21 protein-coding genes and 1 riboswitch are annotated in these 21378 nt (G+C 73.1%); of the genes, 13 read left to right on the top strand and 8 right to left on the bottom strand.

Annotation, left to right across the window (positions count from 1 at the left end):
• Positions 1 to 72: 72 nt before the first annotated feature.
• Positions 73 to 489: a TOBE domain-containing protein gene (locus M2302_RS05045; protein WP_280836799.1), complete on the top strand. Its 417-nt coding sequence runs from the start codon at positions 73 to 75 to the stop codon at positions 487 to 489.
• Positions 490 to 608: 119 nt separating this feature from the next.
• On the opposite strand, the gene M2302_RS05040 is transcribed toward M2302_RS05045, so the two are convergent.
• The gene (locus M2302_RS05040; RefSeq protein WP_280836798.1) at positions 609 to 1721 is read right to left on the bottom strand and encodes an RNA-guided endonuclease TnpB family protein; all 1113 of its coding nucleotides are present in this window, start codon (positions 1719 to 1721) and stop codon (positions 609 to 611) included.
• Positions 1722 to 1822: 101 nt separating this feature from the next.
• Here M2302_RS05040 and modA point away from each other — a divergent pair, with 101 nt between their 5' ends.
• The 5 genes from modA to M2302_RS05015 all read left to right on the top strand — a co-directional run bounded on the left by modA (position 1823) and on the right by M2302_RS05015 (position 6384).
• The gene (gene modA / locus M2302_RS05035; protein WP_280836797.1) at positions 1823 to 2608 is read left to right on the top strand and encodes a molybdate ABC transporter substrate-binding protein; all 786 of its coding nucleotides are present in this window, start codon (positions 1823 to 1825) and stop codon (positions 2606 to 2608) included.
• Positions 2605 to 3432 (top strand): ABC transporter permease, encoded by an 828-nt coding sequence (locus M2302_RS05030; RefSeq protein WP_280836796.1) that lies wholly within the window; start codon positions 2605 to 2607, stop codon positions 3430 to 3432. The genes modA and M2302_RS05030 overlap by 4 nt, the downstream gene beginning before the upstream one ends.
• Positions 3429 to 4499 carry an ABC transporter ATP-binding protein gene (locus M2302_RS05025; protein WP_280836795.1) on the top strand — a complete coding sequence of 357 codons (1071 nt, stop codon included), beginning with the start codon at positions 3429 to 3431 and terminating at the stop codon, positions 4497 to 4499. The genes M2302_RS05030 and M2302_RS05025 overlap by 4 nt, the downstream gene beginning before the upstream one ends.
• Before the next feature lie 140 nt (positions 4500 to 4639).
• Positions 4640 to 5089, top strand: coding sequence for a CBS domain-containing protein (locus M2302_RS05020; protein ID WP_280836794.1), 450 nt, complete (start codon positions 4640 to 4642; stop codon positions 5087 to 5089).
• A complete protein-coding gene (locus M2302_RS05015; RefSeq protein WP_280836793.1) occupies positions 5086 to 6384 on the top strand; it encodes an ArsB/NhaD family transporter in 1299 nt (432 codons plus the stop codon). The genes M2302_RS05020 and M2302_RS05015 overlap by 4 nt, the downstream gene beginning before the upstream one ends.
• Here the strand turns inward: M2302_RS05015 and M2302_RS05010 are convergent.
• From M2302_RS05010 to M2302_RS05000, 3 genes are all read right to left on the bottom strand, one after another.
• Complete coding sequence (locus M2302_RS05010) at positions 6366 to 7712, bottom strand: cation:proton antiporter (RefSeq protein ID WP_280836792.1); 1347 nt, start codon at positions 7710 to 7712, stop codon at positions 6366 to 6368. The genes M2302_RS05015 and M2302_RS05010 overlap by 19 nt on opposite strands.
• Positions 7713 to 7843: 131 nt before the next feature.
• Positions 7844 to 9172, bottom strand: a complete 1329-nt coding sequence (gene nhaA / locus M2302_RS05005) for a Na+/H+ antiporter NhaA (RefSeq protein ID WP_280836791.1) — start codon at positions 9170 to 9172, stop codon at positions 7844 to 7846.
• A 311-nt stretch (positions 9173 to 9483) separates the two neighbouring features.
• Positions 9484 to 10158 (bottom strand): transglycosylase family protein, encoded by a 675-nt coding sequence (locus M2302_RS05000; RefSeq protein ID WP_280836790.1) that lies wholly within the window; start codon positions 10156 to 10158, stop codon positions 9484 to 9486.
• Positions 10157 to 10331, bottom strand: a riboswitch (cyclic di-AMP (ydaO/yuaA leader). (Overlaps the previous gene by 2 nt.)
• 432 nt (positions 10332 to 10763) lie before the next feature.
• Here M2302_RS05000 and M2302_RS04995 point away from each other — a divergent pair.
• Together M2302_RS04995 and M2302_RS04990 are read left to right on the top strand one after the other, a co-directional pair.
• Positions 10764 to 10889: a hypothetical protein gene (locus M2302_RS04995; protein ID WP_255540690.1), complete on the top strand. Its 126-nt coding sequence runs from the start codon at positions 10764 to 10766 to the stop codon at positions 10887 to 10889.
• A 1-nt stretch (position 10890) separates the two neighbouring features.
• On the top strand, positions 10891 to 11775 hold the full coding sequence (locus M2302_RS04990) for a peptidoglycan-binding protein (RefSeq protein WP_280836789.1): 885 nt from the start codon (positions 10891 to 10893) through the stop codon (positions 11773 to 11775).
• Between the two features lie 52 nt (positions 11776 to 11827).
• On the opposite strand, the gene htpG is transcribed toward M2302_RS04990, so the two are convergent.
• Positions 11828 to 13714, bottom strand: a complete 1887-nt coding sequence (htpG, locus tag M2302_RS04985) for a molecular chaperone HtpG (RefSeq protein WP_280836788.1) — start codon at positions 13712 to 13714, stop codon at positions 11828 to 11830.
• A gap of 79 nt (positions 13715 to 13793) precedes the next feature.
• Positions 13794 to 14465, bottom strand: coding sequence for a class I SAM-dependent methyltransferase (locus M2302_RS04980; RefSeq protein ID WP_280836787.1), 672 nt, complete (start codon positions 14463 to 14465; stop codon positions 13794 to 13796).
• A 137-nt stretch (positions 14466 to 14602) separates the two neighbouring features.
• Between M2302_RS04980 and smpB the strand changes: the two genes are divergently transcribed.
• The 5 genes from smpB (at position 14603) to M2302_RS04955 (ending at position 18962) form a co-directional block, all read left to right on the top strand.
• Complete coding sequence (gene smpB / locus M2302_RS04975) at positions 14603 to 15085, top strand: SsrA-binding protein SmpB (protein WP_210775228.1); 483 nt, start codon at positions 14603 to 14605, stop codon at positions 15083 to 15085.
• Positions 15086 to 15162: 77 nt separating this feature from the next.
• Complete coding sequence (locus tag M2302_RS04970) at positions 15163 to 15738, top strand: helix-turn-helix domain-containing protein (protein ID WP_280836786.1); 576 nt, start codon at positions 15163 to 15165, stop codon at positions 15736 to 15738.
• On the top strand, positions 15735 to 17006 hold the full coding sequence (locus tag M2302_RS04965) for an MFS transporter (protein ID WP_280836785.1): 1272 nt from the start codon (positions 15735 to 15737) through the stop codon (positions 17004 to 17006). The genes M2302_RS04970 and M2302_RS04965 overlap by 4 nt, the downstream gene beginning before the upstream one ends.
• Before the next feature lie 175 nt (positions 17007 to 17181).
• Complete coding sequence (locus M2302_RS04960) at positions 17182 to 18009, top strand: MEDS domain-containing protein (protein ID WP_280836784.1); 828 nt, start codon at positions 17182 to 17184, stop codon at positions 18007 to 18009.
• Positions 18006 to 18962 (top strand): sensor histidine kinase, encoded by a 957-nt coding sequence (locus M2302_RS04955; RefSeq protein WP_280836783.1) that lies wholly within the window; start codon positions 18006 to 18008, stop codon positions 18960 to 18962. Before M2302_RS04960 ends, M2302_RS04955 begins: the two co-directional genes overlap by 4 nt.
• A 48-nt stretch (positions 18963 to 19010) precedes the next feature.
• Here M2302_RS04955 and M2302_RS04950 read toward each other — a convergent pair whose 3' ends face one another.
• Both M2302_RS04950 and M2302_RS04945 read right to left on the bottom strand, forming a co-directional pair.
• Positions 19011 to 19427, bottom strand: a complete 417-nt coding sequence (locus M2302_RS04950; protein WP_280836782.1) for a type II toxin-antitoxin system Phd/YefM family antitoxin — start codon at positions 19425 to 19427, stop codon at positions 19011 to 19013.
• A gap of 114 nt (positions 19428 to 19541) precedes the next feature.
• Positions 19542 to 21287 carry a M28 family peptidase gene (locus tag M2302_RS04945; protein ID WP_280836781.1) on the bottom strand — a complete coding sequence of 582 codons (1746 nt, stop codon included), beginning with the start codon at positions 21285 to 21287 and terminating at the stop codon, positions 19542 to 19544.
• Positions 21288 to 21378 lie beyond the last annotated feature (91 nt).

Raw genomic sequence — 21378 nt, 5'->3', positions numbered from 1 at the left:
CGCCATCACCCTCGGGTACGCGAGGCACGTCGCCGCTTCCACCACGCAGACGCGAGCCGCTAGGGTGACCCGGTGACCGTGTTCCGGATCAGCGAGGCCGCCGAGCTGTTGGGCGTCAGCACCGACACCGTGCGGCGCTGGGTGGACGCCGGACGCCTGCCGGCGACCCGGGACGAGCACGGCCACCGGCTGGTCGACGGCGTCGAGCTGGCCGGCTTCGTCCGGGCGCAGGCCGCCGAGCCGGACGGGCGCGCCGAGTTCTCCTCGGCCCGCAACCGGCTGCGCGGGATCGTCACCGCCGTCGTCCGGGACACGGTGATGGCGCAGGTCGACATCCAGGCCGGCCCGTTCCGGGTGGTCTCGCTGATGAGCCGCGAGGCGGTCGACGAGCTGGGCCTGACGGTCGGCTCGGTCGCGGTCGCCGTGATCAAGTCCACCACGGTCGTGGTCGAGCGGGCCGCGCCGCTGCGCGGAAGGAACAGCTGTTGACATCCTCCCCTCCCTGAGGGGAGGGGATTCCCCGTGGTCGCCCGTGGGGTTTCCTGCTTCATCGCCGACTGCCCGTAGGGAGGACTCCCGTGAGGTCTTACGTCAGCTCCACAGGCGTTTCACCTCTCCGCCAGCCCGGCGGCGAGGATGTTCCTGGCGGCGTTGACGTCCCGGTCATGCTCTGTGGCGCATCCCGGGCAGGTCCACGACCTGACGGTCAGCGGCATGGCCGTGGTGATGCGGCCACACGTCGAGCAGGTCTTGGACGACGGGTACCAGCGGTCGACCGCGATCACCGTCCGCCCGTACCAGGCGGCTTTGTACTCCAGCATCGCGCGCAGGTCCGACCAGGCAGCGTCGGAGATGGCACGGGCCAGACTGTGATTGCGGATCATATTGCGCACGCTGAGGTCTTCGATCACGACCGTTTGATTCTCGTGGACGAGTCGGGTGCTCAGCTTGTGCAGGTGGTCGCGGCGCCGGTCGGCGATGCGGGCGTGGATCCGGGCAACCTTCAGCCGGGCTTTCGTCCGGTTGGCGGAGCCCTTGGCCTTGCGGGACAACTCCCGCTGCGCGGTAGCCAGTTTCCGCCGGTCGGCCCGCTCGTAACGCGGGTTGGTGACCTTCTCTCCGGTGGACAGAGTGACCAGGCTGGTGATACCCGCATCCACCCCCACCGCCGCGCTCAGGGGTGGCAGTGCCCGGATCGTCGGGTCCTGGACCAGCAGGGACACGAACCAGCGCCCAGCGGAATCCCTCGACACCGTGACCGTGGACGGCTGTGCGCCTTCGGGGAGGGGTCGGGACCACGCGACGGCCAGCGGTGCGCCCATCTTCGCGAGGGTGAGCTGACCGTCGCGCCAGCGGAACGCCGAGCGGGTGTACTCCGCCGAGGCCCGGGACTTGCGCTTGGACTTGAACCGGGGGAATCGGGAACGCTTGTCCCAGAACGCGGCGAACCCGGCTTGCAGATGCCGCAGCGCCTGCTGCAGCGGCACCGACGACACCTCGTTCAGGAACGCCAGCTCGTCGGTGCGTTTCCACTCGGTCAGCCACGCCGAGGTCTGCACATAGCTGGTCCGCTGCCGGTCCACGACCCACGCCCGGGTCCGCGCGTCGAGAGCCCGGTTGTAGACCAGACGCACGCAGCCGAACGTCCGGTTCAACTGCTCGACCTGCTCAGGAGTCGGATAGAAGCGGTACTTGTACGCCCGCTTCACCACCTCACCCACGTCTCACATTGTACCAATGATTCATGTAAATTGATCACTGAGGGGAGGGAGTGGCGTTTCCTCCCCGACCTGAAGGCGGGAGTATCCACGCCACAACACTGATGACGAGGATCCGTACCGCCCTGGCCGTCCTGCCGACGGTGGCCGCGCTCGGCCTCGCCGGCTGCGGCGGCGACGCCGACGACGGCGGACCGACCGGCGTCACAGGCACGGTGACCGTCTTCGCCGCCGCGTCGCTGACCGGGTCCTTCACGACGCTGGGCCGCCAGTTCGAGGACGCGCACCCGGGCGTGCGGCTCACCTTCAACTTCGCCGGCAGCTCGGCCCTGGCCACCCAGATCACCCAGGGCGCCCCGGCGGACGTCTTCGCCTCGGCCGCCCCGAGGAACATGGCCACCGTCACCGACGCCGGGGCCGCCGACGGCTCCCCCACCGTCTTCGCCCGCAACCAGCTGGTCATCGCCGTGCCGAAGGGCAACCCCGGCCGGGTCACCGGGCTGGCCGACCTGACCCGGCCCGGTGTCAAGGTGGCGCTCTGCGCCGAGCAGGTGCCCTGTGGCGCGGCCGCTACCAGGGTGCTCGGCGCGGCGGGCGTGGAGCTGACACCGGTGACGCTGGAGCAGGACGTCAAGGGCGCGCTGTCCAAGGTGATCCTCGGCGAGGTCGACGCCGCGCTGGTCTACCGCACCGACGTCAGGTCCGCCGCCGCGGAGGTGGACGGCGTCGAGTTCCCCGAGTCCGCCCGCGCGGTCAACGACTACCCCGTGGTGGTGCTGAAGGACGCGCCGAACCCGACCACCGCCCGCGCCTTCGTCGCACACGTCCGCTCCGACCGGGGCCGGGCCGTGCTCACCGACGCCGGCTTCCAGCCGCCCACCGGGTCGTGACCGCCGCACCGGACGCCGCCGCGCCGCGTACCCGGCGGCGGCCCGGCCGGCGGGTGCCGGTCGCGCTGCTCGTACCGGCCGGGCTGGGGCTGCTCTTCCTGGTGCTGCCGTTGGCCGGGCTGCTGGCGCGTACCCCGTGGACGACGCTGCCGCAGCGGCTGACCGCGCCGGGCGTGCTCACCGCGCTACGGCTGTCGGTGCAGTGCGCCACCCTGGCCACCCTGCTCTGCCTGGCCTGCGGCGTACCCCTGGCCTGGCTGCTGGCGCGGGTGGAGTTCCCCGGCCGCCGGGTGGTGCGGGCCCTGGTCACCGTGCCGCTGGTGCTGCCCCCGGTGGTCGGCGGCGTGGCGTTGCTGCTGGTGTTCGGCCGCAACGGGCTGCTCGGGCGGTGGCTGGACGGCGCCTTCGGCCTCACCCTGCCGTTCACCACCACCGGCGTGGTGCTCGCCGAGGCGTTCGTGGCGATGCCGTTCCTGATCATCGCCGTCGAGGGCGCGCTGCGCGGCGCGGACAGCCGCTACGAGGAGGCGGCGGCCACCCTCGGCGCGGGCCGGTGGACCGCCTTCACCCACGTCACCCTGCCGCTGATCGCTCCCGGCGTCGCCGCCGGCGCGGTGCTCTGCTGGGCCCGGGCGCTGGGCGAGTTCGGGGCAACGATCACCTTCGCCGGCAACTATCCCGGCCGGACCCAGACCATGCCGCTCGCCGTCTACCTGGCCCTGGAAACCGACCTGGACGCGGCGATCGTGCTCAGCCTGATCCTGCTCACCGTCTCGGTGGCGATCCTCGCCGGCCTGCGCGACCGCTGGATCACCAGCCCGTGAGCGCCCCGCTGCTGGACGGCCACCTGGTCGTCGACCGGACCGCCTTCCGACTCGACGTCCGGCTGACCGTCGGCGCCGGCGAGGTGGTCGCGCTGCTCGGCCCGAACGGCGCCGGCAAGACCACCGCCCTGCGCGCCCTCGCCGGGCTCCAGCCGCTCACCGCCGGCCACGTCCTGCTCGACGGCGTCGACCTGGACCGGCCCGACCGGGCCCGCTGGATCCCGCCGGAGCGACGCCGGGTCGGCGTGGTGTTCCAGGACTACCTGCTCTTCCCGCACCTGAGCGCGCTGGACAACGTCGCGTTCGGCCCCCGCCGGCAGGGCCTCGACCGGCGGGCCGCCCGCGAGCAGGCGGCCGGCTGGCTGGACCGGGTCGGACTGTCCGGGCACGCCCGGAGCCGGCCGCGGCAGCTCTCCGGCGGGCAGGCCCAGCGGGTCGCCCTGGCCCGCGCGCTCGCCGTACGCCCGCGGTTGCTCCTGCTCGACGAGCCGCTGGCGGCGCTGGACGCCCGGACCCGCCTGGACACCCGGGCCCACCTGCACCGGCACCTGGCCGACCACGACGGCGCGACGCTGCTGGTCACCCACGACCCGCTGGACGCACTCGCCCTGGCCGACCGGCTGGTCATCGTCGAGGACGGCCGGGTGGTGCAGGAGGGGGACGCCGCCACCGTCACCGCCCGGCCGCGCACCGACTACGTCGCCCGCCTCGTCGGGCTGAACCTCTACCGGGGCCACGCCGACGGGCACCAGGTACGCCTCGGCGACGGCTTCGCCCTGGCCACCGCCGACCGGCTGGACGGCGACGCCTTCGTGGTCTTCCGGCCCGCCGCCGTGGCCCTGCACCCGCGGCAGCCCGACGGCAGCCCCCGCAACACCTGGCCGGCCACCGTAACCGGAGTGCAGCGGCACGGGGACAACCTGCGCGTGCAGCTCGCCGGCCCGGTCCCGGCCGCCGCCGACGTCACCCCGGCCGCCGCCGCCCAGCTGCGCCTGGAGCCCGGGCAACGGGTGTGGGCGGCGGTCAAGGCCAGCGAGACCCGGGCGTACCCGGCCGGACCGGCGTAGCCACGGGTGAGCGCGGAGGAAACTCGGCTCGTCCGGCCGGCCCGGCGCCGGCCGGGGGGCTAGAGTGATCACCGGTGTGCCGGGAAGTCTGGTCGGCGTGTGATGAGCCCTGTCCCCACCAGATCCCGCAGGAGTCCTTGGTGCGAGCCCGAGATCTCGCGGTGCCCTTCCCCACCATCACCGTCGACACGTCCGCGCTGGAGGCGGCCCGGCTCCTGGCCGGCCACAACCTGCCCGGGCTGATCGTGGTCGACGACGCCGGTTGCCCCGTCACGGTGCTGCCGGGCACCCAGGTGCTCCGCCTGGTGATCCCGAGCTACTGCCGCGAGGACCCGACCCTGGCCCGGATGATCGACGAACCGTCGGCGGACCTCTTCCTGCGGGGGGTCGACGGCCGGACGGTGGCCGACCTGCTCCCCCGCGAGCAGGCAGAGCCGCCGGTGGTGGATCCGCGGGCGACCGTCCTGGAGATCGCCGCGGTGATGGCCCAGAAGCGCAGCCCGCTCGTCGCGGTGGCGGCCAGCGGGGAGCGGATGATCGGCGGGATCAGCCTCGACGCGCTGCTCGACCGGATGCTGGGTACGCCGTGACCGGGGTGGCCTGGACGGCGGTGGCCGTCTTCACCGTCGCCTACGTCCTGATCGCCACCGAGAAGGTCCACCGGATCGCCGCCGCGCTCGGCGGGGCGGCGGTGATGTTCCTGATCGGGGCCACCGACACCGAGCACGCGTTCTTCTCGGAAGAGTCCGGCATCGACTGGAACGTCATCTTCCTGCTGGTCGGAATGATGCTCATCGTGGCGGTGCTCAAACGCACCGGCGCGTTCGAGTACGTCGCGGTGTGGGCGTCCAAACGCGCCCGGGGCCGACCGTTCCGGGTGATGGTGCTCCTGGTCCTGATCACCGCCGTGGCCTCGGCGGCGCTGGACAACGTCACCACCGTGCTGCTGATCGCCCCGGTGACGTTCCTGGTCTGCGAACGCCTCGGCGTGCCGGCGGTGCCGTTCCTGATCGCCGAGGCGATGGCCTCCAACATCGGCGGCACCGCCACCCTCGTCGGCGACCCGCCGAACATCATCATCGCCAGCCGGGGCGGACTGAGCTACAACGACTTCCTCGTCCACCTGGCCCCCTTCGTCGCGCTGCTGCTGCTGGTCTTCCTCGGCCTGTGCCGGGTGCTGTTCCGGTCGGCGTTCCGCTACGACCCCGAGCGGGCCGCGCAGATCGCCGCGCTGCGCGAGGCCGACGCGATCCGGGACCGGCGGCTGCTCGTGCTGGGGCTGGCCGTGCTCGGCGCGGTGACCGCCGCGTTCGTCCTGCACACCACCCTGCACCTGGAACCGGCGGTGGTGGCGCTGCTCGGCGGGCTGCTGCTGCTCGCGCTCTCCCGCCTGGACGCCGGAGAGGTCAGCCGGGACGTCGAATGGCCCACCCTGGTCTTCTTCGCCGGGCTGTTCGTCATGGTCGGCGGCCTGGTCAACACCGGTGTGGTCGAGCAGATCTCGCGCGCCGCCATCGACGCCACCGCGGACCGGCTGCTTCCCGCCACCATGGTGCTGCTCTGGGGCTCCGCGGTCCTGTCGGCGATCGTGGACAACATCCCGTACGTGGCCACCATGAGTCCGGTCGTCGCCGAGCTGGTCAACGTCCAGGGTGACACCGAGCAGTCCCGGGTCCTCTGGTGGGCGCTCGCCCTCGGCGCCGACCTGGGCGGCAACGCGACCGCCGTCGGCGCGTCGGCCAATGTCGTCGTGCTCGGCCTCGCCGAACGCGCCGGGCAGCGCATCACCTTCTGGCAGTTCACCCGCTACGGGCTGGTGGTCGCCGCGGTCACCGTCGGGCTCGCGGTGCCCTACCTCTGGCTGCGCTACTTCGCGCTCGCCTGATCTCCGGTCGGGTCGGCGGGCCGGTCCCCGGCCGGTCCGTGGCCCGCCGCAGGCCCGCCCCGCGGGGGCGCGCCGGCGGGATCGTCGCGCCGGCCGGAAGCCGTCACCGACCGCCGCGCCCGGCGCATGGCCCCGTGCCAGGCCGGAACCTCCCGGCTGTCGTCGAAGGCCCGGGCGACCACCCCATCGGTCGAGGAGTGCGCGAGGATGGAGATGACGATGGTCAGCGCCACCAGGTGGAACACCTCGTCCGCGGCAGCGATGCCGGACTCCAGCACCAGCAGCCCGTAGACCACCGACGCGAACCCCTTCGGGCCGAACCACATCGCGGCGGCCTGCTCGCGCAGGCCGAGTCCGGAACGCAGGAACGAGATCCACAACGCGACCGGCCGGGCGACCACGATCGCCAGGACGGCGAACACCCAGCCGGTCCAGGAGATCTCCCCGAGGAACCGCACCGAGATCAGCGCCCCGAACACCAGCAGCGCGGCCAGCTTCAGCAGCTCGGCGACGTTCTCCCCGAAGTGCTCGAACGCCGCGCGCTCCCGCGGCCCGAACGTCGCGACGGTGATCCCGGCGGCGAACGCGGCCAGGAACAGGTTGCCGTGGGTGGCCATGCTCAACGCCAGCACCAGCAGACCGATGGCCACCCCGTTCAACGGCGCGTACGCGGCCGAGGCGGCGAGCCAGCGGGTCCGCTCCAACGCGATCGCCACCAGCGGCACCAGCACGCCGATCAGCAGGCCGACCGCCAGCTCGATGCCCAGGTCCTTCAGGTGCAGGTCGTCGGAGCCGGCGGCCACGGCGAGCAGCACCACCACGAACGGCAGCGCCAGGCCGTCGTTGACCCCGGACTCGACGTTGAGCAGGTGCCGCAGCCGGGCCGGAACCTTGTCGTTGCCCACCAGCGCGGCGGCGAAGACCGGGTCGGTCGGGGCGAGGACCGCCCCGACCAGCAGTGCCTCCGGCCAGTCCAACCCGGCCACGAAGTGGGCGAGCACCGCGGTGACCAGCAGGGTCAGCGGCAGGCCCCAGCCCAACGCACGTCCCGGCAGCCGCCACGCCGAGCGCAGGTCGGCCCAGCCGACCCGCATCCCGTCGGTGAACAGCACCGCGAACAGCGCGAGTTCGGCCAACTGCGCCACGATCGGCGAGTCGGCCCGCAGGTGCAGCACCCCGGTGGTGTCCTCGCCGAGAACGAACCCGGCGACCAGGAACAGCGCCGCCGTGGAGAGGATGGTGCGGTGGGCCAGCGCCGACACGAGCACGGCGGCCAGCAGGACGGCGGCGAAGGAGAGCAGCAGCACGGGTGGACCTCCGCGAGACATGGTTGGTCGAGGTGCCGACCAGACTTCCCGGCGCTCCACGGATCCCGGTGATCATAACCACCGGACGCCAGCGGGTGGACCCGCACCGCCGGCCACCCGGTGACCGACGGCAGCGGTTTCGTACGGTGAGCTCAGCGACCAGCGGCGCCGTCGGTCTGCCGCTCGTAGACGTCCGGAATGCCGTCCCGGTCACGGTCGACGGTCTCCAGCTCGTGCACCCGCCGGTACAGGCGGGTGCGGGCGCGGAGGATGACCGTCGCGAGCAGCGCCGCGAGCAGGGACCCGGCGAGTACGGCGACCTTCACGTGGCCGTCGCGTTCGCTGCCCAGGCCGAAGGCCAGCTCGCCGATGAGCAGCGACACGGTGAAGCCGATCCCGCCGAGCAGCGCCAGGCCGAGCACGTCGAGCCAGTTGAGGCCCTCGTCCAGGTCGGCGCGGGTGAACCGGGAGACCAGCCAGGTGGCGGCCATGATGCCGACCGGCTTGCCGACGAGCAGGCCGACCACGATGCCGACCGCCACCCGGTCGGTCAGGGCGGACGCCAGGCCGGCGACACCACCGATGGTGACACCGGCGGACAGGAACGCGAAGACCGGCACCGCCACCCCGGCGGAGATCGGGCGGAACCGGTGCTCGAAGTGCTCGGCCAGACCCGGTCCCGCGTCCGGCCCACCGGCGGCCTCGCTACGGATCACCGGAACCGTGAACGCCAACAGGACCCCCGCCACGGTGGCGTGCACGCCCGACTCGTGCATCAGCGTCCAGGTCACCGCGGCCAGCGGCAGCAGCAGCCACCAGGACCGGACGCGGCGTTGCACCAGCAACCCGAACAGCGCCAGCGGCACCAGGGCGCCCAGCAGCGGCGCGACCGACAGGTCGCTGGTGTAGAAGACCGCGATGATGACGATCGCCAGCAGGTCGTCGACGACGGCCAGGGTGAGCAGGAAGGTCCGCAGCGCGGACGGCAGGAGGCGGCCCACCACGGCGAGCACCGCCAGCGCGAAGGCGATGTCGGTCGCGGTCGGGATGGCCCAGCCCTTGGCCGCGCCCTCGCCCGCGCCGGCGGCGATGACGTAGTAGAGGGCGGCGGGCAGGAGCACCCCACCGACGGCCGCCGCGACCGGCACCGCGGCGCGACGCGGATCACGCAGGTCGCCGGCGACGAACTCGCGCTTGAGCTCCAGGCCGGCGACGAAGAAGAAGATCGCCAACAGGCCGTCGGCAGCCCAGGTGGCCAGGCTGAGGTCGAGGTGCAGGGACGCCGGGCCGACCTGGAAGTCCCGCAGCGACCGGTAGCTGTCCGCCCAGGGCGAGTTCGACCAGACCAGCGCCAGCAGGGCCCCGACCAGCAGGAGCGCTCCGCCCACGGTCTCCTTGCGCAGGATGGCGGAGATGCGCCTGGTCTCGCCCCACGAGCGGCGGGCGAACAGGCTGGTACGGCGCCGGGTGGCGTCGGTCACGGAAACTCCTCGTCGGCAGGGGTCGCGTCATCCATCGCCGACCAGACTTCCCGGCACACCGGGGTCAACCCTATCCGGCACCGCGGCGGGCCCGTCGGGTTCCGCGGTCGGCCGTGCTCGCGACCGGGCGCGGGACGCTCCCGGTACCCGGCGGTGGCGCGACCGACCGGCCGTAGCGCACCGCCCGGCGCGTCCGGAGCGACACCGCGCCGAGCGGGCCGACGGTGCGCCACGGCAGACCTCGACGCCCGGCCGGCAACGGGCCGGCCGGGCGTCGCTACGGTCTGTCCCTCGTGCGAGGCGGTGACGCGTCAGAGGCTGAGCTTCTGACCGGGGAAGATCAGCCCCGGGTCGGCGCCGACCACGCGCTTGTTGCGCTCGTACAGCGCCTGCCAGCCACCGGCCAGGTCCCGGGCGTCGGCGATCTGCGACAGGGTGTCACCCGGCCGCACCACGTACACGTCGCCGGTCCCGGCCGGCGCGCTGCGCCGCTGGCTGCGGGTGCTGTGCTGCTCCCGCGAGGACCGCTCGGTGGAGGTGGCCTTCGACGAGCCGGAGCGCCGCTGCGACTTCTGCGACTTCTCCGCCTTCTCGGAGGTGGTGGAGTAGCTCTTGGTGGAGCCACCCTTCCTGCCGCAGGTCGGCCAGGCACCGATGCCCTGACCGTCGAGCACCTTCTCGGCGATCGCGATCTGCTCGCCGCGGCTGGCCAGGTCGGCGCGGGAGGCGTACTTCTTGCCGCCGTAGCCGGACCAGGTGCTCTGCGAGAACTGCAGGCCGCCGTAGTAGCCGTTGCCGGTGTTGATGTGCCAGTTGCCGCCGGACTCGCACTGGGCGATCGCGTCCCAGTTGACGCTGGCGGCGCTCGCCGGCGACGCCGGCGCCAGGACGGCGGCGACCCCGGTGACCGCACCGACGGCGAGCGTGCCGACGGCGATGCGGCGCGAGCTGACCCGTCGGTGACGGGCGGTGTATTCAGTTGCCATGTGGATTCCTCCACGCCGACGAGGTGAGCTGTCGGGTTCGGGCCGAGGAGCCCGGCCGCCCGTGGGCGGCTTCACCCCGAGGTGACGTGCACCGAGGAACGTGTGGGTCCCCCGCTCCATGCCCACTGAAAAGGTCCCGCCGGCCGGCGGCATGGATTAGGCGTTACCGGCCGTGGTGTCCGCGATCGCGAACACGAACGACGTTAGGAACTGTTTCGGGCGATTGCCCACCTCTTGTGAAGTTCTTCACCCGGCTGAGCGACGGCTCCCTGCTTCGAGTTGCGGGCTGGTCGGCGGTGCTCTACAAGGGCTGGTCGGGAACCTGTCACGACTGGGCCGAAAGCCTCGCTCCGAGCGGCGGATCAGGTGCCGTCGCCTCGCCGTCTTCGCTGGTCAGGCGGCCTCGATCGGCGGCCCGCGCCGCCGGACGGTCAGCGTTGCCGCTGATTGGCGACTCATGTCTGGGCAGCCCGGCCGCCGACTCGCACGGTAGGAGCAGAGCGCGGCCGCGGCGCCGACGCGTCGGATGCCGGGCGCCGGCGCCCTGGCCGGCACGGTCCGCCCCGGTTCGCGGCGGCCGACCATCCGCAAGAGGAAGGACCTCCATGGACACCGTCAGCATCGACACCGACTACCTCGTCGCCACCTTGGACGAGGACGACGACCCCGAGAGCCTGGCCGGCGACGAGGTCGACTTCGACCTGGCCGCCGCGCTGGAAGAGGAGGAGTGAGATGGGCGTGCACCTGGCGCCCGCGCTGCGGGTGCTGCGCGAGGAGATAGACACCCGATGGCCGCAGCGGGACCGCAAGTCCGACGGCTGGTTGGGCGACGCCAGTCACCAGGCGCGCCGCTCGGACCACAATCCGGACAGTGACGACCAGTCGGTCAACGCGGTGGACGTAGACGTCGACGGGATCGACCCGCTGCTGGTCGTCCGGCAGGCCGTCAGCCATCCGTCCACCCAGTACGTCATCTACGACCGGAAGATCTGGAGCCGTACCCGCAGCTTCCGGCCGGCCCGGTACACCGGGCCGAACCCGCACGACAAGCACCTGCACGTCAGCGTCAGCCACCAGCGGAGCCTGGAGGACAGCCGCCACCCGTGGGGCATCGCCACCGCCACCACGGCGCGGCTCGGCGACCGGGTGCTGCGCGCCGGCTGCCGGGGCGGCGACGTCCGGGAGTTGCAGGCCGTCGCCAACCGCCTCGGGGCCCGGCTGACGGCCGACGGGGTGTTCGGGCCGGCCGTGGCCGCCTGGGTACGGTCGTTCCAGACCGCCCGGAAGCTCGACGCCGACGGGGTGGTCGGCCCGCGTACCGTGGCTGCCCTGCGCGCGGCCGTCAAGCCGGCCCCGTCGGTGCCCAGCGGGCGACCGGCGACACCGGTGTCCGGGGGCAGACCGGGCTCGCGGACGCTGCGGCGCGGCAGCAAGGGCGGGGACGTGGCCTTCGTCCAGCGGTTCGTCGGCGCGAAGCGGTGCGGCCCCGCGAGCGGCGCCTTCGACGCGAAGACCGAGGCCGGGGTGCGCTGGTACCAGGGCATGCGGGGGCTGACCGTGGACGGGGTGGTCGGCCCGGCCACCTGGGCGGCGATGGGCGTGCGGGTCGGTTCCTGACTGAGCAGGCGGCCCCGGCCCGGCGCTGCACCGGGCCGGGGCCGTCGTCGCGTCAGAGGGTGCGGGCCAGCCGGTCGGCGAGGACCCGGGCGAACCGGGCCGGGTCGGCCAGGTCGCCGCCCTCGGCGAGCAGCGCCATGCCGTACAGCAGCTCGGCGGTCTCGGTGAGAGCGGCGGAGTCGCCGCCGCGCTCGTGCGCCACGCGCAGGCCGGTGACCAGCGGGTGGGTCGGGTTGAGTTCGAGGATGCGCTTCACCTTCGGCACCTCCTGCCCCATCGCGCGGTACATCTTCTCCAAGGTGGGCGTGATGTCGTGGGCGTCGCCGACGATGCAGGCCGGCGAGGTGGTCAGGCGGGATGAGAGCCGCACCTCCTTGACGCTGTCGGCCAGCGCCCCGCCGAGGAAGGCGAGCAGGGCGGCGTACTCCTTGGTCTGCCGCTCCCGTTCCGTTTCGGCCTCCTCGCGCTCCCGCTCGGTGTCCAGGTCCACCTGGCCCTTGGCGATCGAGCGCAGCGGCCGGCCGTCGAACTGCGCTACCCGCTCCACCCACACCTCGTCGACCGGGTCGGTGAGCAGCAGCACCTCGTAGCCCTTGGCGCGGAAGGCCTCCATGTGCGGCGAGTTCTCCAGCATGGCCCGGTTCTCGCCGGTGGCGTAGTAGATCTCCTCCTGGCCGTCCTTCATCCGCTCGACGTACCCGCGCAGCGTGGTGGGCTCGGTGGCGTCGTGGGTGGAGGCGACCGAGACGATGTCGAGGATCGCCTGCTGGTTGTTCGGGTCCTCCAGCAGCCCCTCCTTGACCACCCGGCCGAACTCCGACCAGAAGGTCCGGTACCGGTCGGCGTGCTCGGTGCGCATCTCCTTGACGGTGGCGAGCACCTTGCGGACCAGCCGGCGGCGCACGATCTGGATCTGCCGGTCCTGCTGGAGGATCTCCCGGGAGATGTTCAGCGACAGGTCGTGCGCGTCCACCACGCCCTTGACGAAGCGCAGGTAGTTGGGCATGAGCGCGGTGCAGTCGTCCATCACGAACACCCGCTTGACGTACAGCTGCACCCCGCGCCGGCCGTCGGCCATGAACAGGTCGAACGGGGCGTGCGTGGGGATGAAGAGCAGCGCCTCGTACTCGAAGACGCCCTCGCCCCGCATGTGGATGGTTTCCAGCGGGTCGGCCCAGTCGTGGCTGACGTGCCGGTAGAAGTCGCGGTACTCCTCCTCGGCGACCTCGTCGCGCGGCCGGGCCCAGAGCGCCTTCATCGAGTTGAGGGTGACCGGCTCGGCGTCCGGGGTGACGAGCCGGATCGGCCAGGCGATGAAGTCGGAGTACCGCTTGACGATCTCGCGGATCTTGCCGTGGTCGGTGTAGTCGGCGAGGTTGTCCTCGCTGTCGGCCGGCTTCAGGTGCACGGTGACCGAGGTTCCCTGCGGGGCGTCGTCGACGGTCTCTACGACGAAGGTGCCCTCGCCGGTGGACTCCCAGCGGGTGCCCTCGGTCTGGCCGGCCCGGCGGGTCAGCAGGGTGACCGTGTCGGCCACCATGAACGTCGAGTAGAAACCGACGCCGAACTGGCCGATCAGGTCCTGGGCGGCCGCCTCCCGGGACTCCTTCAGCTTGCGCAGCAGCTCGGCCGTCCCGGAGCGGGCGATGGTGCCGATCAGCGAGACGACGTCCTCGCGGGACATGCCGATGCCGTTGTCGCGCACGGTGAGGGTACGGGCCGCCGGGTCGGTCTCGATCTCGATGTGCAGGTCGGCGGTGTCGGCCGCCAGGTCCTTGTCGACCAGGGAGTCCAGCCGCAGCTTGTCCAGCGCGTCGGAGGCGTTGGAGACCAGCTCCCGCAGGAACACGTCCTTGTGCGAGTAGATCGAGTGCACCATCAACTGCAGCAGTTGACGCGTCTCGGCCTGGAACTCCAACGTCTCGGTCCGGCTGCTCACACCAACCTCCTCATCGGGCTGTTTCGGTCCATGGGGCAGGATCCGCGGGAGAAGGATACGAGCCGTCGTGGTCGCCCGGTCACCGCCGGTCGTCATCGCGACGGTGGGCCACCAGGTAGGCCTGTGGAGTGGGTTCCCGCCACCCGCCCAGCTCCTGCGGCTCCCGTCGCATGCGGGCGTGCACGATCAGCCCGGCGGCCTCCAGCAGGGCCGCCACCCGCTCGGGCCGACGCCGGTGGAAGGTGAGCGAGACCGGTCGCCCCCACGCGTCCGTGCGGTGCACCGGCTCGTCGCCGACCTGGAAGGCCAGCAGCAGGTGGCCGCCGGGGGCGAGGACCCGGTGGAACTCGGCGAAGGCGGCCGGCAGCAGGTCGTCGGGCAGGTGGATGACCGAGTACCAGGCGACCAGGCCGGCGAGCGCGCCGTCGGCCAGGTCGAGTTCCAGCATGGACCCCTCGGTGAAGCGCAGGTCGGGGTACGCCCGACGGGCGTGCGCGATCATGCCCGGCGACAGGTCGAGGCCGGCGGCGTCGAGCCCGAGGTCGTGCAGGTGCCGGGTGATCCGCCCCGGGCCGCAGCCGACCTCCAGCACCGGCCCGCCCCCGTCGGCGAGCACCAGCTCGGCGAAGGCCGCGAGCATGGCCCGCTCGAGCGGCCGGGCGGCCAGCTCGTCGCGGACGAACTCGACGTAGTCGGCGACCATCGTGTCGTACGAGGTGCGGGTGGCGGTGAGGAAGTCCGGTTCGGTCACGACCGCCGACCCTACCGTCGGGCGGCCGGCGACAGGGTCCGGCGGGACCTGCCGCCCGTACGCGTCGCGCCCCGCTGTTCCGGGCGGCGCGACGGGTATCCTGCATCCGGTCCGCAGCCCACCCGCAGGAGGTCGTCGTGTCCAGGGACACGGAGCGCAAGCTCATCGCCTCCAACAAGAAGGCCCGGCACGACTACACCGTCCTGAAGACGTACGAGGCGGGGATCGTACTGGCCGGCACCGAGGTGAAGTCGCTGCGGGAGGGGCGGGTGTCGCTGGTCGACGCCTTCGCCCAGGAACGCGACGGCGAGCTCATGCTCTACGGCCTGCACATCGCCGAGTATGGCTACGGCACCTGGACCAACCACCAGCCCCGCCGGACCCGGAAGCTGCTGCTGCACCGGGTGGAGATCGCCCGGATCCTGGAGAAGCTGCGCGACGGGGGCGTGACGCTGGTGCCGCTGTCGATGTACTTCAGCAACGGCTGGGCCAAGGTCGAGCTGGGCTTGGCCCGGGGCCGCAAGTCGTACGACAAGCGGCAGGCGCTCGCCGAACGCGACGCCAACCGGGAGATCGCCCGCGAGCTGGGCCGCCGCCTCAAGGGCCGCCGCCCCGCCTGAGCCACCCGCAGGATCCGCCCCGGCAACGTTTGACAAGACTCCTTGTACATCACATCTTGTACGTCTAGCCTGTCCCCATGTCCGAGGACGAGTCGACCCTGCACCTGACCGACCCCCGCGCCATGCGCGCGCTGGCCCACCCCACCCGCCTGCGACTCCTCGGCGAGCTGCGGGTACGCGGCCCGCAGAGCGTCGGCATGCTCAGCGAGCTCGTGGACGAGGCCGTTGGGTCGGTCAGCTACCACCTCGGCAAGCTCGCCGAGCACGGCTTCATCCGGGAGGCCCCCGAGCACGCCCGCAACCGCCGGGAACGGTGGTGGCGGGCGGCGCACAGCCGCACCAGCTGGGAACTGGTCGAGGTGCTGCACGACCCGGAGCGCAAGCTCGCCTCGGACCTGCTGCGCCGGGCCGTCTTCCAGCGCTACGTGGAGCGGTTCCAGGCCTACCTCGACAGCGAGGCCACCCTCGACCCGGACTGGGTGCGGGGCACCACCAGCAGTGACCAGACCATGCACCTGACCCCCGACGAGCTGCTCGAGTTGCACGGCGAGCTGGCGGAGCTGGGTGCCCGCTGGCAGGCCCGCAGCGACCCCGACCGGCCCGCCGCCCGCACCGTCACGCTGATCTGGCAGGCCTACCGGGGGCCGCAGTGACCGCCGCGCCCCGCCGCTGGGGCCCGCTGCTCGGCCTGCTGATCGGCCACACGGTCTCGCTCACCGGCAACATGCTCACCTACATCGCCCTGCCGCTGTACGTGCTGGCCGACACCGGCTCACCGGCGGCGACCGGCCTGACCGGGGCGTTCGCCGCCGCGCCGGTGGTGCTCGGCGGCGCCCTCGGCGGCGTGGTGGTCGACCGGATCGGCTACCGCCGGGCCAGCGTCGTGGCCGACCTGGTGTCCTGCGCGACGGTCGCCGCCGTCCCGCTGCTCGACGCGACCGTCGGCCTGCCGTTCTGGGCGCTGCTCGCGCTGGTCTTCGCCAGCGGCCTGCTCGACACGCCCGGGCAGACCGCCCGGACCGCGCTGCTGCCCGAGGCGGCGACCGCCGCCCGGGTGCCGATCGAACGGGCGATCGGCTGGTTCGAGGCCACCGAACGCGGCTCGCGACTGCTCGGCGCGCCCGTGGCCGGGCTGCTGGTCGCGGCCATCGGCGCGCTGCCGGTGCTGGCCGTGGACGCCGCCACCTTCGCCGTCTCCGCGCTGGTGGTGACGCTGCTGGTGCCCCGCGGCATGCGCCCGGCCGAGCCGGCGTCGGAGGAGTCCGGCGGGTACTGGCGGAACTTCGCCGCCGGGGTACGGTTCCTGGTCCGGGAGCCGCTGCTGCGCGCGGTGGTGCTGCTGGTGCTGATCACCAACTGCTTCGACGCGACGAAGAGCAGCGTCCTGCTGCCGGTGGTCGCGGAACGCGAGCTCGGCGGGGCTACCGCGTTCGGCCTGCTGGTCGGCGCGATGGGCGGCGGCGCGCTGGTCGGCTCGCTGCTGTTCAGCGCCGTCGGCCACCGGCTGCCCCGCCGCGCCACCCTCGTCACCACCTTCGCGGTCGCCGGCGGGCCACCCTTCTGGGCGCTGGCCGCCGCGCCGCCGCTGCCGGTGCTGGTCGCGATCTTCGCAGTCTCCGGTCTCGCCGCGGGTGCGATCAACCCGCTGATCGGCGCGGTCGAGCTGGAGCGGGTGCCCGCGCACATGCGGGCCCGGGTCTACGGGGTGGTGGGGGCCGGCTGCTGGGCCGCCATGCCGCTCGGCGCTCTCGGCGCCGGACTGGCCACCGACCGGTTCGGCCCCACCGCCATCCTGGTCACGATCGGCACCGCCTACGTCCTGGTCGTGCTCACCCCGCTGCTGGGCGGCCCGTGGCGCCGGATGGGCCGGCCGGCGACGGTGGACGAGCGGCCGGCCGACCTGGCCAGCACACCCGGCTGAGCCACGGCCTGCCACTGGTTGCCGGGGCGGCGCCGGCCCGCGCCGCCCCGGCAACGAACGCGGACACTCGCCCTTGCGCACGGCAGCCGCGGCGTCGTCGGCGTATCCATGGGCGGCGGCCGGGCTGCGCGCACCCCGCCGCCGCGGCTTAGACTCCGGGCATGAGGCGTGGAGCTTGACCAGCGAATCAGTGGGTTCCGTGCCGCCCGGACACGTCTGCTGGACCTTCGACGACACCGCGGTCTTCGACGCCCGGGCACAGCGGTTCCTCCTCGCCGGCCTCGACGCCGGCGAACGGGTCCGCTACGTGACTGCGGAGCCGGGGGACGTCGCCGTGGCCCGGTGGCAGTGCGTCCCGCGCCTGCGCGAGGCGCTGCGCGGTGGGGCGGCGGAGGTGGTGTCAGTGCGCGACACCTACGGCGAGCGGCACGTCGTCGACCCGGCCGCCCAGGTCGCCGCCTACGCCGCGTTGACCGACGCGGCCCTGGCCGACGGTCACGCCGGCCTGCGGGTGGCCGCCGACGCGACGACGCTCGTGGTCACCGCGGAGCAGCGCGCCGCCTTCACCCGCTACGAACACCTGGTCGACCGCTACATGCGGGTCCGGCCGATGTCGGCCGCCTGCGGGTATGACCGGCGGGTGCTGGACGGGCGGGCGATCGAGGAGCTGGCCTGCCTGCACCCGGCGGCCGACCCGGGGACCACCCTGTTCCACCTGTACGCCGGGCGCGACGAGCTGGTCCTCGCCGGGGAGCTGGACACCTCCAACCAGGACGTCTTCGACACCGCGCTCACCCGCGCGAACGTCGACGACCCCACCGGCGAGCTGGTGGTCCGCGCCGACGAGCTGCGCTTCATCGACCACCGGAACCTGATCCACCTGCACCGGCACGCCGCCCGCCGCGGCGGCACCGTGGTCCTGCACACCCCGCTGACCTCCGCCGCCCGGCTGGTCGAGCTGCTGGGGCTGTCCCGCGTCCGGGTCGCGGTGGTGCCGCGATGAGGACCGGCGCGGCCGCCGGGCATCGCGGCTACTTCCACGAGGCCGTCTGCTACGGCTCCGACGAGGATCTGCTCGCCGTCGTGGTGCCCTTCCTCACCGGCGGGGTCGCCGCCGGGGAGCCGACACTGGTCGCCCTCGGCGAGCGCAACACCGCGCTGGTGCGCGCGGCGCTCGGCCCGGACTCCGGGGTGTCGTACCTCGATGGCGGCGACGTGTACGCCCGGCCGAGCGCGGCGATCAGGTCGTACCGCCAGCTGCTGGCCGACCACGTCGCGGCGGGAGCGGGGCAGATCCGCATCATCGGCGAGCTGCCCGCGTTCGGCCCCACCTGGGACTGGTGGGCCCGCTACGAGTCGGCGATCAACCACGCGTACGACGACTTCCCGCTGTGGGGCATGTGCGTGTACGACATCCGCACCACCCCGACCGCGATGCTGGCGGACGTGCTCCGCACCCACCCGCGCACGGCGATGCCGGACGGGCGACACGTGCCGAACGAGGGCTACACCCCGCCGGAGCTGTACCTGCGGGAGAACCGGCCGATCGTGCCCGACCCGTTGCAGGCGGGCGCTCCGGCCGTCGAGCTGCACGACCCGACACCGGCCCGGGCCCGCGAGGCGGTGCACGAGGCCGGTCGCGGCCGGCTGAAGGTCGACGACGTCGACGACCTGGCCGTGGCGGTGAGCGAGGTGGTGACCAACGCGCTGCGACACGGACGGCCACCGGTGCGGTTCCGGCTCTGGGTCGGCGAGGACCGGATCGTGGTGAGCGTCGACGACCGCGGTGCCGGGCCGAGCGACCCGTACGCCGGTCTGCTGCCCGCGGGGGGCGCGGCGCCGGGCGGGCTCGGGCTCTGGATCACCCATCAGTCGTGCAACCACGTCGTGATGCACCGCGGCGCGGACGCCTTCACGCTGCGCCTGACCGCCGGCAACCCGCACGGCACGCCCTGACGGCGGCGGCCGGCCCGGCGGGGCCGGTCAGTCGCGGAGCAGGGCCGGTCAGTCGCCGCGGAGCAGGTCGGCGTGGACGGCGCGCAGCCGGTCGAGGGCGCGGTCGGTGCCCGGTGGGACGCGCTGGTCCAGCTCGGCCCAGACCTCGGCGAGGGCGGCCGTGACCGCGCGCAGCTCGGCGGCGTGCCGGCGGGCGCCCTGCCGGTGCGCCTCCTCCAGGCGGCGGGCCCAGCCGGCGGTGACGGCGGCGAGGCGCTCACCGTCGGCGCGGGCCTGGGCGGCGGTGCGGGCCGCGGCGGCGGGCACGATCGCGGCGACCGGGCGGGAGTCGCCGTCGCGGGTGACCAGGGTGACGGTGTCGGTCAGCTCCGCCATGGCGATCAGCTGGGTCAGCCGGGTGCGCAGCTCGCGCAGCGGCAGGGAACGGGGTCGACCACTGTGGTCGGTCAGCGCGGGGGCAGCCATGACGTCATGCTCAGCCGGGGGTACGACATTTATCGTCGTGACGCTCCGGCGGGCCGTTCGAACGCGTGCCGTGGGGGGCGGGGCGGGCGGCGGGCCCGCCCCGCCCCCGGTCGGTCAGCTCGCCTGCAGGGTCACGTCGTCGATGACGAAGCTGGTCTGCAGCGACGAGTCCTCGGTCCCGGTGAACTTGAGGGTGACGGTCTGGCCGGCGTACGCGCCCACGTTGAACGAGCGCAGCACGTAGCCGCTGGCGGCGTTGAGGTTGGAGTACGTCGCCAGGGTGGCGGTGCCCACCTGCACGGTCAGCCTGTCGTACGCGGTGCCGGTGGTGGTCTCGGCGGTGTCGATGTGCAGGTAGAAGGCGAGGGTGTACGTCGAGCACCCGGCCGGCACGGTCACCGACTGCGACAGCGTGTCGGTGTGGGTGCTGCCGTAGCCGTCGAGCCACGCCTTGTACGACCCGGTGCGGGCGGGCTGGCTGGCCGAGTTGGTGATCACGCCCGAGGTGGCGGTCCACGGGGTGGTGCCGGACTCGAAGCCGCCGTTGCCGATCACCTGGCCGCCGGCGCACCCGCCGGTGCCGGTCACGGTGAGGCTGTAGGTGGCGGTGCGGGTGACCGACCCGGTGCCGGTGACCGTGATGGTGAAGGTGCCGGTGGTGGCGGTCGACGAGGCGGTGACGCTCATCGTGGCGGAGCCGCCGGAGGTGACCGACGAGGGGCTGAACGACACGGTCACGCCGCTGGGCGCGCCGGTGGCGGACAGCGCCACCGTCTGCGGGCTGCCGCTGGTGGTGGCGGTGCTGACGGTGGCGGTGGTGGACGCGCCCCGGGCCACGCTGCCGGCGGTCGGGCTCACCGACACCGAGAAGTTGTTGGTCGGGGTGCCGGTGCCGACCGCGAGCTGCCAGATGGCGTACGCGATGCCGTCGGCGTTGCGGTTGAGCATGGTCGCGCTGATGTTGCTGCTGGTGTCGCAGGAGCGGTGGTAGCAGGGGTCGTACGCGGCGTTGGCGGTGCCACCCCACTTGGTCGCCTGGGCGCTGGTCTTGCGGGCGCTGGCGCCGGCGGCGTACCCGGAGGTGGGGATGCCGCCCTGCTGGAACGAGTAGTCGTCGGAGCGGCCCTGTCCCTCGACGTTCTCCTCGGGCTGCAGGCCCAGCGAGTCCCAGTACGCCTTGAGCGGCGCGGCGGTGGTGGAGGTGATCCGGTTGATGAAGTAGCCGCCGTTGGTCGAGCCGACCATGTCGAAGTTGTAGTAGCCCTTGATGTAGCCGCGCTGGGTGGCGTTGAGCGAGTTGACGTAGAACTCGGAGCCGTTGAGGCCCTGCTCCTCGTCGGTCCACCAGGCGAAGCGGACCCGCTTGGTCATCGACGGGTTCTGACTCGCCAGCACCAGCGCGTTCTCCAGCAGGGCGGCCGAGCCGGAGGCGTTGTCGTTGATGCCCGGCCCGGCGGAGACGCCGTCCAGGTGCGCGCCGAACATGACGACCTGGTCGGCGGGGCCCTGCGGCCACTCGGCGATCAGGTTGTTCGACGGGTATGTGCAGGAGGAGCAGTACTGCTCGCTGACCGTGTAGCCGGCGGCCTGGAGCCTGGTCTTGACGTAGTTGACCGACGCGGTATAGCCGGCCGACCCGGCCCGCCGGGTGCCGCCGCTGTTGGTGGCGATGGTCTGGAACTGGGTCAGGTGGGCCTGGACGTTGGTGATCGAGATGTCCGGCGCCGCGAGGGCGGCGAGCGGGGTGGCGGCCGGTGCGGCGGCCGGCGGGGTCGCCGTGGCCGGCGGGGCGGCCAGCGTCATCGTCACGGCGGCGAACACGGCGAGGGCGAGGCCCTTCGTCGGCGTGCTACGTCTCATGCGGAACTCCTCGTGGGGGTCGGCGGGCGTGGCCGGATCCCTGGCGGGGGTCAGGTCGGGGTGGACGGGATCTCGCGGCCCGGGGGTGAGG

The organism is Micromonospora sp. A200 (genome assembly GCF_029893845.1).
GTDB classification, from domain to species: Bacteria; Actinomycetota; Actinomycetes; order Mycobacteriales; family Micromonosporaceae; genus Micromonospora; species Micromonospora purpureochromogenes.
This window is presented reverse-complemented; position numbering and strand designations above follow the sequence as displayed.